The 14,539-nt window shown below is 62.4% G+C and carries 14 protein-coding genes; 12 read left to right on the forward strand and 2 right to left on the reverse strand.

Going from position 1 to position 14,539, the window contains the following annotated elements:
• Positions 1-141 precede the first annotated feature (141 nt).
• Positions 142-1,095: a DegV family protein gene (locus ACS13N_RS10335; protein WP_438931580.1), complete on the forward strand. Its 954-nt coding sequence runs from the start codon at positions 142-144 to the stop codon at positions 1,093-1,095.
• Positions 1,096-1,123: 28 nt separating this feature from the next.
• Complete coding sequence (locus ACS13N_RS10340) at positions 1,124-1,888, forward strand: enoyl-CoA hydratase (protein ID WP_438931581.1); 765 nt, start codon at positions 1,124-1,126, stop codon at positions 1,886-1,888.
• Between the two features lie 62 nt (positions 1,889-1,950).
• Here the strand turns inward: ACS13N_RS10340 and ACS13N_RS10345 are convergent, their stop codons facing one another.
• Positions 1,951-2,370 carry an acyl-CoA thioesterase gene (locus tag ACS13N_RS10345; protein ID WP_438931582.1) on the reverse strand — a complete coding sequence of 140 codons (420 nt, stop codon included), beginning with the start codon at positions 2,368-2,370 and terminating at the stop codon, positions 1,951-1,953.
• 98 nt (positions 2,371-2,468) lie between these two features.
• On the opposite strand from ACS13N_RS10345, the gene ACS13N_RS10350 reads away from it, so the two are divergent.
• The 7 genes from ACS13N_RS10350 (at position 2,469) to ACS13N_RS10380 (ending at position 10,427) form a co-directional block, all read left to right on the forward strand.
• Positions 2,469-4,316, forward strand: coding sequence for an ABCB family ABC transporter ATP-binding protein/permease (locus ACS13N_RS10350; protein WP_438931583.1), 1,848 nt, complete (start codon positions 2,469-2,471; stop codon positions 4,314-4,316).
• 24 nt (positions 4,317-4,340) lie between these two features.
• Positions 4,341-5,285, forward strand: a complete 945-nt coding sequence (locus ACS13N_RS10355; RefSeq protein WP_438931584.1) for a LysR substrate-binding domain-containing protein — start codon at positions 4,341-4,343, stop codon at positions 5,283-5,285.
• Between the two features lie 163 nt (positions 5,286-5,448).
• Positions 5,449-6,750: a Glu/Leu/Phe/Val family dehydrogenase gene (locus tag ACS13N_RS10360; RefSeq protein ID WP_048934003.1), complete on the forward strand. Its 1,302-nt coding sequence runs from the start codon at positions 5,449-5,451 to the stop codon at positions 6,748-6,750.
• Positions 6,751-7,269: 519 nt separating this feature from the next.
• On the forward strand, positions 7,270-8,166 hold the full coding sequence (locus tag ACS13N_RS10365) for a glutamate/aspartate ABC transporter substrate-binding protein (RefSeq protein WP_438931585.1): 897 nt from the start codon (positions 7,270-7,272) through the stop codon (positions 8,164-8,166).
• Between the two features lie 99 nt (positions 8,167-8,265).
• Complete coding sequence (locus tag ACS13N_RS10370) at positions 8,266-8,994, forward strand: amino acid ABC transporter permease (RefSeq protein ID WP_438931586.1); 729 nt, start codon at positions 8,266-8,268, stop codon at positions 8,992-8,994.
• An 18-nt stretch (positions 8,995-9,012) separates the two neighbouring features.
• On the forward strand, positions 9,013-9,696 hold the full coding sequence (gene gltK, locus ACS13N_RS10375; RefSeq protein WP_438931587.1) for a glutamate/aspartate ABC transporter permease GltK: 684 nt from the start codon (positions 9,013-9,015) through the stop codon (positions 9,694-9,696).
• Positions 9,693-10,427, forward strand: a complete 735-nt coding sequence (locus ACS13N_RS10380; protein ID WP_438931588.1) for an amino acid ABC transporter ATP-binding protein — start codon at positions 9,693-9,695, stop codon at positions 10,425-10,427. Before gltK ends, ACS13N_RS10380 begins: the two co-directional genes overlap by 4 nt.
• A gap of 78 nt (positions 10,428-10,505) precedes the next feature.
• Here the strand turns inward: ACS13N_RS10380 and ACS13N_RS10385 are convergent, their stop codons facing one another.
• Complete coding sequence (locus ACS13N_RS10385; protein WP_438931589.1) at positions 10,506-11,336, reverse strand: class II glutamine amidotransferase; 831 nt, start codon at positions 11,334-11,336, stop codon at positions 10,506-10,508.
• A 182-nt stretch (positions 11,337-11,518) separates the two neighbouring features.
• Between ACS13N_RS10385 and ACS13N_RS10390 the strand changes: the two genes are divergently transcribed.
• The 3 genes from ACS13N_RS10390 (at position 11,519) to ACS13N_RS10400 (ending at position 14,522) form a co-directional block, all read left to right on the forward strand.
• Positions 11,519-12,610: a tartrate dehydrogenase gene (locus ACS13N_RS10390; protein ID WP_438931590.1), complete on the forward strand. Its 1,092-nt coding sequence runs from the start codon at positions 11,519-11,521 to the stop codon at positions 12,608-12,610.
• A gap of 63 nt (positions 12,611-12,673) precedes the next feature.
• Positions 12,674-13,708 (forward strand): dihydroorotase, encoded by a 1,035-nt coding sequence (gene pyrC, locus ACS13N_RS10395; RefSeq protein WP_438931591.1) that lies wholly within the window; start codon positions 12,674-12,676, stop codon positions 13,706-13,708.
• A gap of 4 nt (positions 13,709-13,712) precedes the next feature.
• Positions 13,713-14,522, forward strand: a complete 810-nt coding sequence (locus ACS13N_RS10400; protein ID WP_438931592.1) for a DUF3025 domain-containing protein — start codon at positions 13,713-13,715, stop codon at positions 14,520-14,522.
• Positions 14,523-14,539: the final 17 nt, after the last annotated feature.

Consider the following 14,539-nt stretch of genomic DNA (forward strand, 5'->3'; position numbering starts at 1 on the left):
GGCGCGCACAGCAATACAGAACAAGCGCGCCGAAGAATGCGGCCCACGCCAGTGGGCACGCTACAGAAGCGGAGCCACGATTCCGCGACAGAGGAGACACACCACCGGGCCACCGGCGGTGCACCAAGAGGAGGGCGTGCGATGAGCAACACCATCGTGTTGACCGACGCGGCATGCGATATGCCGCGCTCGATGATTGATCAACTGGGCTTGGGCGTAGTGCCGTTCCGCATCCGCGCGGGCGAACTGTTTGTGGAAGACCGGCGCGACGAAGAGGCGCTTCCGCAGCTCTACCGAAAGTACCTGGTCGACAAGCAAGACCACTATGCCGAGTCGATCCCGCTGCTCGAACGCGAGATCGAGGACTACCTGCTCAAGCACGTGGTCACCCAGCATGACCGCGCACTGCTGCTGACGATTGCAAGCTCGCGCAGCCACTTCTACAGCCATGCCACCGGTGCGGTGGTGGGCACCACGGCCAAGAGCTTCAAGCCGCGCAAGGACGCCGGCCGCTCGGGCCTGTTCGAATTGACGGTGGTGGACACCGGCGCCATCGGCCCGGGTCAGGCGCTGATGGTGCATGAAGCCGCACGCATGCTGCGCGAGGGCGCCGAAGTGCGTGACGTCGTCCATGTGATCGAGAATCGCCTGCGCGATGCCGCGCATATGTACCTCGTGCCGGATGAGCTGCTTTACATGTACACGCGTGCCAAGCAGAAAGGCGAGAAGAGCATCACCTGGGGCCGCTACATGATGGGTACGGCGTTCAATGTGCGCCCCATCATTCACATGCACCGTGGCGAGACCGAGGCCGTCGCCAAGGTGCGCGGTTCCGACGAGGGGATTCGCCGCGTGCTGGCCCATGCCGAAACCATGATCGCCGAGGAGCGTCTGGCCACGCCCGTGGTGGCGATCACGTATTCCGGTTCGCTCGACGTCGTGCGCCGCATGGAGCCGGTGCAGTCGCTGATGCAGACCGCCAAGGACCACGGTGTGGAAGTGCTGCTCGCGCCGATGAGCCTGACCGTGGCGTTGAACGTGGGGGCCAACGCGTTCTCCGTCGGTTATCTCTCTGATTCATCCGTGCCGATCTAGCGGCGCGGGCCTTCACCCTGGAGTTTTCATGTCGATTCGTACCGAGACCGCAGACGGCGTCCTCACACTCACCTTCGACCGTCTGGACCGCAAGAATGCCATCACCGCCGCGATGTACCAGACGCTGGCGGATGCACTGGTGGCCGCCGAGACCGATCCCGCCATCCGCGTGATCGTGCTGGCGGGCCATGAGAGCGTGTTCACGGCGGGCAACGATCTCGAAGATTTCATGAAGAACCCGCCCAAGGACGAGAGCGCTCCGGTGCACCAGTTCCTCAAGGCCATCAGCACGGCCACGAAGCCGTTGATTGCCTCGGTGAGCGGCGCGGCCGTCGGCGTTGGCACGACGATGCTGCTGCACTGCGACCTTGTGTACGCATCCGACACAGCCAAGCTGTCGATGCCGTTCGCGCAACTGGGCCTGTGCCCGGAAGCGGCTTCGAGCCTGCTGCTGCCACAACTGGCCGGTTACCACCGCGCCGCGGACAAGCTGCTGTTTGGTGAGCCGTTCGATGCGAATGAGGCGCGCGAGTTGGGCTTGGTCAACCGCGTGCTGCCGGCAGGCGAACTGGACGCCTTCGTTCGCACCCAGGCGCGCAAACTGACACTGCTGCCGCCGGCTTCGCTGCGCGCCACCAAGCGCCTGATGAAGGAAGGTGCTACGCCACAGGTCGCCGAGCGCATGTCGGTCGAGGGCAAGCAGTTTGGCGAGATGCTGCGCGCGCCGGAAGCGCGTGAAGCGTTCACTGCGTTCTTCGAGAAGCGCCGTCCTGATTTCTCCAAGTTCAACTGAGCGCGGCTTCTGCGCAAAAGAAAACCCGGCCTAGGCCGGGTTTTTCATTGGGCGATGTCGAATCACTGCTCCGGCAACACGCGTGGCTTGCGGGTCTCGTCCGTGGCCACGTAGGTGAGGGTGGCTTCCGTGACCTTGACGGTCGCGTGACGGCCGTTGGCGCCCATGCGCTGGGCAAAGACCTCCACATCCACGGTGATGGACGTGCGGCCGGTCTTGACCACCTCGGCATAGAAGCTCACGAGGTCGCCCACGTACACGGGCTGCTTGAACACGAACGAGTTGACCGCAATCGTCGCTACGCGCCCGTTGGCGCGCACCACCGCCGGAATCGACCCGGCAATGTCGACCTGCGACATGATCCAGCCGCCGAACACGTCGCCGTGCACGTTGGCGTCGGACGGCATCGGCATGACGCGCACGGCAGGTTGCTTGCCGGCGGGCAGCTTGACGATCTCAGTGGAGGCTTGGGGTTCGGACATGATGATGCAGGGCAGCATTGAAGCGGACGGACTGGGTGCGGGGCGCACACAGGTGATCGGTGGGAGAATACACAATCCGCTATTTTATTGCACCGCACATGCGCCGCTTCCCCGCTTCTTCCGAACCGCCTCCGCCCGGGGGTAACCGCGGTGACTGGCGCACCATCAAGAGCCTGCTGCCGTATCTCATGGCCTACAAGTGGCGCGTGGGGTTCGCGCTGTCGTTCCTGATCGCAGCTAAGGTGGCCAACCTGGGCGTGCCGATGGTCATGAAGCGGCTGATCGACTCGATGAACGTGTCGCCGTCAGACCCACGTGCGCTGCTGGTGGTGCCGGTGGGCATCATCATCGGCTATGGGCTGCTGCGGTTGTCGACGTCGCTGTTCTCCGAGCTGCGCGAAATCCTCTTTGCGAAGGTCACGGAAAGCTCGGTGCGCACGCTCGCGCTGCAGGTGTTCCGCCATCTGCATGCACTGTCGCTGCGCTTTCACCTGGAGCGCCAGACTGGTGGCATGAGCCGCGACATCGAGCGCGGCACGCGTGGCATCCAGTCGCTCATCTCGTACTCGCTCTACAGCATCCTGCCAACGCTGGTGGAAGTGGGCCTGGTCATCACGTACTTCTTCGTGAAGTACGACGTGTGGTTTGCACTCATCACGTTCTGCGCACTGGTCAGCTACATCGTCTTTACGGTGACGGTGACGAACTGGCGCACGCACTTCCGCCGCAAGATGAACGAGCTGGATTCGCGTGCCAACCAGAAGGCGATCGATTCGCTGCTCAACTTCGAGACGGTCAAGTACTTCGGCAACGAAGAGTACGAGGCGCGCCGCTACGACGAGAATCTGCTGAACTACCGCGCAGCCGCCATTCGCTCGCAGCGTTCGTTATCGATCCTGAACTTTGGCCAGCAGTTCATCGTGGCCACCGCGCTGATCCTGATCCTGTACCGCGCCACGCAGGGCGTAGTTGCTGGGCACATGACGCTGGGTGACCTCGTGCTGGTCAACACGCTGATGCTGCAGATCTACATTCCGCTCAACTTCCTGGGTGTGATCTACCGCGAGCTGAAGCAGGCCGTGACGGACATGGACCGCATGTTCCACCTGCTGCAGACCAACCGCGAAGTGGCCGACAAGCCCGATGCGCTGCCGCTGGCCGTGCACGCCGGTGAAGTCCGCTTCGCGCACGTGGACTTCAGCTACGAAGCCAAGCGGCAGATCCTGTTCGATGTGGACTTCACGATTGCCGCTGGCACGACCACGGCCGTGGTGGGGCAGAGCGGCTCGGGCAAGTCGACGCTCGCGCGCTTGCTGTTCCGCTTCTACGACGTCAAATCCGGCGCCATCCAGATCGACGGACAAGATCTGCGCGACGTCACGCAGGCCAGCGTGCGCGGGGCCATCGGCATCGTTCCGCAAGACACGGTGCTCTTCAACGACAGCATCTACTACAACATCGCCTACGGTCGCCCAGAAGCCACGCGCGAAGAAGTGATCGAAGCCGCCCGCGCTGCACAGATCCACCACTTTGTCGAATCGCTGCCAGATGGCTACGACACGCAGGTCGGTGAGCGTGGGTTGAAGCTCTCCGGCGGCGAGAAGCAGCGTGTGGCCATCGCGCGCACGCTGCTCAAGCGCCCGCCGATTCTGGTGTTTGACGAGGCGACCTCCGCGCTGGACTCACGCACTGAACACGCCATCCAGGAAGAGTTGATGAGCCTGGCGCAAAACCACACCACGCTGGTGATTGCGCATCGGTTGTCCACCATCGTGCGGGCACACCAGATCCTGGTGATGGAACACGGCCGCATCATCGAGCGCGGCACGCACGAACAACTGCTGCGCGCAGAAGGGCGCTACGCGCAGATGTGGCGCATGCAGGCGCGCGAACCAGAGCGTGTCGCTGAAGAAGTCGAAAACGCCGCAAACGTGGCGGGCGCATAAGCAGGGCAGGGGAAGGGAGAAGCGATGGAACTCAAATGGCTGGAAGACTTCATCAGCCTGGCCGAGACGCGCAGCTTTTCGCGCTCGGCGGAATTGCGGCATGTCACACAGCCGGCGTTCTCGCGGCGCATTCAGTCGCTTGAGGCATGGCTGGGCAATGAGCTGATCGATCGCTCAAGCTATCCCACGCGTCTCACGCCCGCGGGCGAGGTGTTCTACGAGCAGGCGCTGGCGATGCTCGCGCAGGTGAGCGAGACACGCGCGCTCATGCGTGGTCAGCGCCCGGCCAGCGCATCGACCATCGACTTTGCCGTGCCGCACACGCTGTCGCTCACGTTCTTCCCGGGCTGGCTGGCGCAGGTGGAGGAGAAGGTCGGCAAGCTGCAGTGCCGCTTGCGCGCGCTCAACGTGCACGATGCGGTGATGACGCTGGTGGAAGGCGGCTGCGATCTCGTCATGGTCTACCACCATGCGCGCCAGATGATCCAGCTCGACCCGACGCGTTACGACATGCTGGTGCTGGGTACCGAGCGGTTGTCTCCGTTTTCCAAGCCAGATGCGAATGGCCGCCCGATCTACCGGCTGATGCCGGCAGCACGTAAGCCGATTGCCTACCTGAGCTATACGCCCAATGCCTTCTTGGGCCGTATGGTGGATGTGCTGCTGGAGAACTCGCCGGTGGCGCCGCTGCTCGACAAGTGCTACGAGACCGATATGGCCGAGGCGCTCAAGGTGATGGCGCTGGCGGGCCACGGCGTTGCCTTCCTGCCCGAGAGTGCGGTGCGCGACGACGTGGCGGCCGGGCGGCTGGTGCGCGCCGAAGGCAAGGGCGGTGGCACGCTGTCGATCGAAATGGAGATTCGGCTGTACCGTGAACACCCGCAGAACGGCGCGCATGACCGTCGCCACCCGCAATCCAAGCGCAAGCGGGAGCTGATCGACACGCTGTGGAGCGCGCTATCGGGCTGAGTACGCCATCGCATCGGGTCATGGGGTTATGCGCTTAATGCATAACCCGATGTAAAAACGGCATTGGATTTCGTTCTGGGCGGTCCCTAAGCTGGCGGGCATTTTGTGGGACCGCATATTCCCAAACGAGGAGCCTTACCGAGGCTCAAAACAGGAAGACACCATGTCCAATGTCGCTTCTCCGACGACACTTCAGCACGCCATCCCGTCCTATCTGCCGGCCGATAACCTCGGCCCGTGGGGCATCTATCTGCAGCAGGTCGACCGGGTCACCCCCTACCTCGGCTCGCTGGCACGCTGGGTTGAAACCCTCAAGCGCCCCAAGCGCGCTCTGATCGTCGATGTGCCCATCCAGATGGATGACGGCAGCATCGCCCACTTCGAGGGTTATCGCGTGCAGCACAACACGTCGCGCGGCCCGGGCAAGGGCGGCGTGCGTTTCCACCAGGACGTGACACTGTCGGAAGTGATGGCGCTGTCCGCGTGGATGTCGGTGAAGAATGCGGCTGTGAACGTGCCGTACGGCGGCGCCAAGGGTGGCATTCGTGTCGACCCGCGCAAGCTGTCTTCCGGTGAGCTCGAACGCCTGACCCGCCGCTACACCAGCGAGATCGGCATCATCATCGGCCCGAACAAGGACATCCCGGCACCGGACGTGAACACCAACGCGCAGATCATGGCGTGGATGATGGACACGTACTCCATGAACGAAGGCTCCACCGCCACCGGCGTGGTGACCGGCAAGCCGATCGCGCTGGGCGGCAGCCTGGGCCGTCGTGAAGCCACTGGCCGCGGCGTGTTCGTGGTCGGCAGCGAAGCCGCACGCAACCTGGGCATCGACGTCAAGGGTTCTCGCGTGGTGGTGCAAGGCTTCGGCAACGTGGGTAGCGTGGCCGCCAAGCTGTTCCATGACGCCGGTGCGAAGGTCATCGCCGTGCAGGATCACAAGGGCATCGTGTTCAACGGCAATGGCCTGGATGTCGACGCGCTGATCAAGCACGTTGACCACAACGGCAGCGTGGCCGGCTTTGCTGCCGAGACCGTCTCGCAAGACGATTTCTGGGCGCTGGACTGCGAATTCCTGATCCCGGCCGCACTGGAAGGCCAGATCACCGCCAAGAACGCGCCCCATATCAAGGCAAAGATTGTCGTGGAAGGTGCAAACGGCCCCACGACGCCCGAGGCCGATGACATCCTGCGCGACAAAGGCACGCTGGTCTGCCCGGACGTGATCGCCAACGCCGGCGGCGTGACGGTCAGCTATTTCGAATGGGTGCAGGATTTCTCGAGCTTCTTCTGGACCGAAGACGAGATCAACCAGCGCCTGGTACGGATCATGCAGGATGCCTTCCGTGGTGTCTGGCAAGTTTCGCAGGACAACAAGGTCACTCTGCGTACGGCGGCATTCATCATCGCTTGCACGCGGATTCTGCAGGCCCGCCAAGAGCGCGGTCTGTACCCCTGATTGGCGACGCGCTGATCAATACCGGCGCGGTGCTCCAACAGGGCGCTGCTCCGGTCTATCGCGTCGCTGCCGATCAGGCAGCTATGCGCGACGGTTGAAGAAAGCCGGTGCTCACAGGGCGAACCATAACGTCCCGAAGCACCGCACCATGAGAAGGGCGATGACATCGTCGCCCTTCCCATCCTCAAGTCGGGTTCGTGTAAGCGACAGAGAGCGCACATCGGGCGGGCTTCATTTCCCCTTGTTTTCCTTAGCAACTGACGGTCATCCGCTCAAGCGATCGTGCCTGCGTGCCGATTGTGCAGAGCGTTTCCGTATTGGGCGCTGCGCGGCGTTTCCGGTTTTCCGGAAAAGCACAACGTAAGGTGTCCGGTTGCTCGGAAAACGTGGTTGCGGCAAGGTCCGCGCCGGAGGAAAAACTCCGTTCGATTCAACGATTTAGTGGCAACACCAATACTGTCGCCAAACGTTTTTTGGTACAGTCCCGTCTTTCTCTTTCATGGTCAAAAGGAGACTTTCATGAACCTCGCCAAGCTGGCAACCGTGCTTGCCGCCGTTGGTGTGATGAGCGGTGCTGCTCACGCAGAAGAGCTGACTGGTACGCTCAAGAAGATCAAAGACACCGGCACCATCACGCTGGGCGTGCGCGATTCGTCGATTCCGTTCAGCTACAACGTTGGCGGTGTCCGCACGATCGGCTATTCGTACGACGTGGCCACCAAGATTGCTGAGGACGTGAAGAAGCAGCTTGGCCTGAAGGACCTGAAGATCAACGAAATTCCGGTGACTTCGCAGAACCGCATCACGCTTCTGCAGAACGGCACCATCGATCTGGAGTGCGGCTCCACGACGAACAACCTCGAGCGTCAGAAGCAGGCATCGTTCACCGACACCATCTTCATCATCGGCACCCGCATCATGGTGAAGAAGGATTCGGGCATCAAGGACTGGGCCGATCTGAAAGGCAAGAACGTCGTGACCACCGCCGGCACGACCTCGGAACGTCTGCTGCGCAAGATGAACGACGACAAGCAGATGGGTATGAACATCATCAGTACGAAGGACCACGGTCAGTCGTTCCTGACGCTGGAATCGGGCCGTGCCGTTGCGTTCATGATGGACGACGCCCTGCTGTACGGCGAGCGCGCCAAGGCTCGCAACCCGAACGACTGGGTGGTCGTGGCCAAGCCGCAATCGCGTGAATCGTACGGCTGTATGGTCCGCAAGGACGACGCTCCATTCAAGGCTCTGGCTGACAAGACCATCGTCGGCATGATGAAGGACGGCTCGATCACCGCTGCGTACAAGAAGTGGTTCGAAAGTCCGGTTCCGCCGAAGGGCCTGAACCTGGACTTCCCGCTGTCGGATGACATGAAGGCGCTGATCAAGAACCCGAACGACAAGGCTCTTGACTGATCGGCTCCCTCAACGGGCCTGACTCAAGCATCATCGAAACGGAAGGCAAAGGCCGATTAACAGGTCCTCTCCCTTCCGTTTCTCTTTGAGGGAACCACCATGAATTACCACTGGAACTGGGGCGTCTTCTTTACGGAAGCCGCCCAGAATCAGACCTATCTCGACTGGCTGCTGGCGGGGTTGAAGACCACTGTCGTGCTCGGTCTCTCCTCCTGGATCATCGCGCTCGCCATCGGCTCCGTGCTGGGCGTGCTGCGCACTGTGCCGAACAAGTGGCTGTCGGGTTTTGCCGCTGCGTACGTGGAGTTGTTCCGCAACATCCCGCTGATCGTGCAGCTCTTCATCTGGTACTTCGTCATGCCCGAACTCGTGCCGGGCGGCGACTACATCAAGCAGATGAATCCCGCCACGGCAATGTTCCTGTGCGCGATGCTGTGTCTCGGTACCTTTACCGCGGCGCGTGTGTGCGAGCAGGTGCGCTCCGGTATCAACTCGCTGCCGCGCGGCCAGCGTAACGCCGGTCTGGCCATGGGCTTCACCCTGGCACAGACGTATCGCTACGTGATGTTGCCAATGTCGTTCCGCATCATCGTGCCGCCGCTCACCTCGGAATTCCTGAACATCTTCAAGAACTCCGCCGTGGCATCGACCATCGGTTTGCTCGAGCTTGCCGCGCAGGGCCGCCAACTGGTGGACTACACCGCGCAGCCGTACGAATCGTTCATCGCCGTGACGCTGATGTACATGCTGATCAACCTGACTGTCATGGGCCTGATGCGCTGGGTGGAAGCACGTTCCCGGCTGCCTGGCTTCATCGGCGGCAAGTAATCGGAGCGAGGACACTTCATGGCTTATCACTTCGATTTCTCATCCGTCAACGCCGACAACATGCGCGTGCTCGGCGAGGGCATGGTCCTCTCGCTGGAGATCACTGGCACCGCCATTCTGGTCGGCATCGTCTGGGGCACACTGCTGGCGATGATGCGCTTGTCGGGCATCAAGCCGCTGCAGTGGTTCGGGCAGGGGTATGTGAACCTCTTCCGCTCCATCCCGCTGGTGATGGTGCTGCTGTGGTTCTTCCTGATCGTGCCGCAGGTGCTGCAGAAGATCTTCAACCTGTCGCCGGCCACCGACATGCGCATGACCTCCGCGCTGGTCGCCTTCGCGCTGTTCGAGGCGGCGTACTACTCGGAGATCATTCGCGCCGGTATCCAGAGCGTGTCGCGCGGGCAGATGTTCGCGGCCTACGCGATGGGCATGACCTACGGCCAGGCCATGCGTCTGGTGATCCTGCCGCAGGCATTCCGCAACATGATCCCGCTGCTGCTCACGCAGGCCATCGTCCTGTTCCAGGATACGTCGCTGGTGTATGTGAGCGCGCTGTCGGACTTCTTTACGCAGGCATACAACATCGGTGAGCGCGACGGCCGTATCGTTGAGCTGCTGCTGTTTGCCGGCCTGTGCTATTTCGTGATCTGCTTCGGCGCCTCCGTGCTGGTGAAGCGACTTCAGAAGAAGGTGACCCAATGATCGAGATCAAGAACGTTTCCAAGTGGTATGGCAGCTTCCAGGTGCTGACCGACTGCACCACCAGTGTGAAGAAGAGCGAGGTGGTGGTGGTGTGCGGCCCGTCGGGTTCGGGCAAGTCCACGCTCATCAAGACCGTCAACGCGCTGGAGCCGTTCCAGAAGGGCGATATCCTCGTCGACGGCACCTCGGTGGGCGCCCGCGGCACCAACCTGCCGAAGCTGCGTTCGCGTGTGGGCATGGTGTTCCAGAACTTTGAGCTGTTCCCGCACCTGTCGATTACCGAAAACCTGACGATTGCGCAGCAGAAGGTGCTGGGCCGTTCGAAGGAAGAGGCGATGGCCAAGGGCCTGAAGTATCTGGATCGCGTGGGTTTGAAGGCGCACGCTGCCAAGTACCCGGGCCAGCTGTCGGGTGGTCAGCAGCAACGGGTGGCGATTGCACGTGCGCTGTCGATGGACCCGATCTGCATGCTGTTCGACGAGCCGACCTCCGCGCTGGACCCGGAAATGGTCAATGAAGTGCTCGACGTAATGGTGGAGCTGGCCAAGGAAGGTATGACCATGATGTGCGTGACCCACGAAATGGGTTTCGCCCGCAAGGTCGCCAACCGCGTGATCTTCATGGACCAAGGCCGCATCGTTGAAGACTGCGAGAAGGAAGAGTTCTTCGGCAACATCGACGCTCGTTCCGATCGCGCCAAGCAATTCCTGTCGAAGATCCTGTCGCACTGAGCACAGGGTTTTGCGCAAAAGAAAAGCCGCTCTTTCGGGAGCGGCTTTTTGTTGGGCGGCGCGTTGGTGATGATCGTGTCAGGTGCAGGCGGTGTTGGCTGCGTTGGCAATCTGTACCGCTTCCGGAATCGGCACCTTGGTCGCCATGGTGGCCTGGCCATCTTCGAACATCAACAACTCGCCCGGCACGAACTGGGTCCAGACTTCGTTGTCGGTCAGCGGCGCGGTGGCGATTACGGCCACGCGGTCGGCGGGCGTGGTGTACTTGGCGAAGTCGATCGTCATATCAGCGTCGATCAAATGCGCCGTGGAGAACGGCCACTGCCGCACGATGTAATACAGCCGCGTCGAGCAATGCGCAAACTGTGCCTGCCCGTTGCACAGCAGGAAGTTGAACACACCGTAGCGGGTGATTTCCTTGGTGATGTCCGACAGCGCGTAGAACAGCTCGTTGAGCGGCGGCTGCGAACCCGGAAAGCGCTTGCGCAGCGATTGCATGATGAAGCAGAAGGCGAGTTCGCTGTCGGTGTCGCCCACCGGCTGGTAGACGCCCGAGAGGAAGGGCGAGAAATTCTTCAGATCGCCGTTGTGGGCGAAGATCCAGTGCCGGCCCCACAGTTCACGCATGAACGGATGGCAGTTTTCCAGCCGCACCGTGCCCTGTGTCGCCTTGCGGATGTGCGAGATGACGTTCTTGGACTTGATCGGGTAGCGCTTGACCAGTTCAGCCACCGGCGACGTCCCGGCCGACTGGTTGTCGATGAAGAGGCGGCAGGCCTTGTCTTCGAAGAAAGCGACGCCGAAACCGTCGGCATGGTGGTCAGTCACGCCACCGCGCGCGGCGAACCCGGTAAACGAGAACGTCACATCGGTCGGTTCGGCGCAGTTCATGCCTAGCAGCTGGCACATGGTGGGGAAGAAAAAGTCGGATGCAATAAAATAGTCATTATCCTGCGGGCCGACGGGGGTGCCAAGCGACTTGGTCCTCGCGCCTGCGCCCTTGGCCACCGGCCGTTGCGCTCACGCCGCACGCCGCCAGATTTGCCACCAAACATAGCATTCCGACCGTCGCACAATCGGACCCCATTTTCATGAATTCATATCGCATCGCCGTGATCCCCGGAGACGGGATCGGCAAGGAAGTCGTCCCGGAGGGCCTGCGGGTGCTGGATGCGGCGGCGCGCAAATTTGGCTTCACACTGCAGACCGATCACTTTGACTTTGCCAGCTGCGACTACTACGCACGCCACGGCAAGATGCTGCCCGACGACTGGTTCGACACCCTGCGCGGCTATGACGCCATTTTCTTCGGCGCGGTTGGCTGGCCAGATACGGTGCCCGATCACATTTCGTTGTGGGGCTCATTGCTGCAGTTCCGGCGCGGCTTCGATCAGTACGTGAACCTGCGCCCGGTACGCCTGATGCCTGGCATCCGCAGCCCGCTGGTTGATCGCAACGGCCAGCCTCGCGCGCCCGGAGAAATCGATTTCTACGTGGTGCGCGAGAACACCGAGGGCGAGTACTCCAGCGTCGGCGGCCGCATGTACGGCGGTACCGAGCGCGAGATCGTCATCCAGGAAACGGTCATGAGCCGCACCGGCGTGGACCGCATCCTCAAGTTCGCTTTCGACCTGGCGCAGCGCCGTCCGGCCAAGCATCTGACGTCGGCCACCAAATCCAACGGCATTTCCATCACCATGCCGTACTGGGATGAGCGCGTCGAAGCGATGGCCAAGGCCTACCCCGAAGTCAACGTCGACAAGTTCCACATCGACATTCTGACTGCGCACTTCGTGCAGAAGCCGGAGATGTTTGACGTGGTGGTCGCCAGCAACCTGTTCGGTGACATCCTGTCTGACCTGGGGCCGGCTTGCACCGGCACGATAGCCATCGCGCCGTCAGGCAACATCAACCCGGACCGTACGTATCCGAGCCTGTTTGAGCCGGTGCATGGTTCGGCGCCGGACATCGCGGGCAAGGGCGTGGCCAACCCCATCGGCCAGATCTGGTGTGCCGCGATGATGCTCGAACACCTCGGTCAGCCCGAAGCTGGCGCAGCCGTGCTGACCGCCATCGAGCGTGTGCTGGCCGCAGGCCCGGGTCATGCGCCGCTCACGCGCGACATTGGCGGCACGGCAAGCACCGTTGATCTGGGCCGCGCGATTGCCGATGCCCTTGCGTGAGGCCAGGCCGACTCCTCCTCGTTCTCCGATTTTCGTTTTTCGCTCACCGCATTCCTACGCACCATGACCGACACCCTCACTATCGTCCGCCCCGATGACTGGCACCTGCACCTGCGCGATGGCGAAACGCTCGCCGACGTGGTGGGCGACACCGCGCGCCAGTTCGGCCGGGCGATCATCATGCCCAACCTCAAGCCGCCGGTAACGACCACCGCGCAGGCGCGTGCCTACCGTGACCGCATCGTCGCCGCGCTGCCCGCAGGCACGCAGTTCGAGCCGCTGATGACGCTCTACCTGACGGACAACACGTCGCCCGAGGTGATTCGTGAGGCCCGTGCCAGCGGCTTCATCCACGGCGTGAAGCTGTACCCGGCCGGCGCCACCACCAACAGCGACGCCGGCGTGACTGACCTGCGCCGCTGCGCCAAGACGCTCGAAGCGATGCAGGAAGTCGGCCTGCCGCTACTGGTACATGGCGAGGTGACCGACCCCACCGTCGACATCTTCGACCGCGAAGCCGTCTTCATCGACACGGTGATGCTCCCGCTGCGCCGCGACTTCCCTGCGCTGAAGGTCGTGTTCGAGCACATCACCACCAAGCAGGCTGCCGAGTACGTGCGCGATGCAGAAGGCCCGGTCGGTGCGACCATCACCGCGCACCATCTGCTGTACAACCGCAACGCGCTGTTCGTTGGCGGCATCCGCCCGCACTACTACTGCCTGCCGGTGCTCAAGCGCGAGACGCACCGTCTGGCGCTGGTGGCGGCTGCCACCTCGGGCCACCCGCGCTTCTTCCTTGGCACCGACAGCGCGCCGCACGCCAAGGGCGTGAAGGAACACGCCTGCGGTTGCGCCGGCTGCTACACCGCACTGCACGCCATGGAGCTGTACGCCGAGGCGTTTGAAGACGCCAACGCACTCGACAAGCTCGAAGGTTTCGCCAGCTTGCACGGCCCGGACTTCTACGGTCTGCCGCGCAATGCCGGCACGCTCACGCTCACACGCTCGCAATGGCAACTCCCTGCTGAGGTGCCGTTTGGCGAGCAGACGCTCGTGCCGTTGCGCGGCGGCGAGATGCTGCGCTGGAAGTCGGTCTGAGTTGGTGATCGAGGGTTTGGGTGCGATCGACTGGAGCCATCCGGCGTTCGCACCGCTCGCTCAAATCGGTGCCCCAATTGCTGGCGCCGTCGCGCACGGCGCTGACCTGCGCGATACGCTCAACGCGCATCCGGCTGCATCGGCGATTCGTACCTCAGGCGGGCAAGCGCTGCGCTTTATCCCACAAGATGCGCTGCCCGTCGGTGCGGCCTACGAGGCGCACATCGCCGCAACAGGCGAAGTGCCGACGCGGGACAATCTGCACGATTTCTTCAACGCGCTGATCTGGCTGCACTGGCCGTGTGCCAAGGCAGCGCTCAACGCGCGTCAGGCGCGGGCCATCGCGGGAGACGGCATCCGTGCGGTCCGCGGCGCGGTGCGCGATGCCGCCACGCTGTTCGACGAAAACGCCCTGATCTTTCTGCACGCCGAAGATGCACCCGAGCGCAGCCTGATGGCCTTCGGCTGGCAACATTTGTTCGTAGAGGTCAGGGCAGCGTGGGGTGAGACCTGCGCCGTGTTGCCGTTCGGGCACGCGTTGCTGGAAAAGTTGGTGACGCCGTATAAATCGATCACGGCGCATGCCTGGCCAGTACGTGTTGCCAGTCTGGAGACTGATCGCGCATCGCTTGATACCGCGCTGGCTGACACGCTGCTCGATGCTGAGCTGACGACGCGAGATTTCCGTCCGTTGCCCGTCATGGGCATTCCCGGCTGGTGCAGTGCCAATGAGGACACTGCTTTCTATTCAGATACAACGGTATTCCGTCCGGGCCGTCGGGCAGCAGCCAACAAAATCGTCAGGGCTGAATAGTGCTAGACTCGCGCCTC

It is taken from the genome of Ralstonia sp. 24A2, from assembly GCF_051783885.1.
GTDB lineage: Bacteria > Pseudomonadota > Gammaproteobacteria > Burkholderiales > Burkholderiaceae > Ralstonia.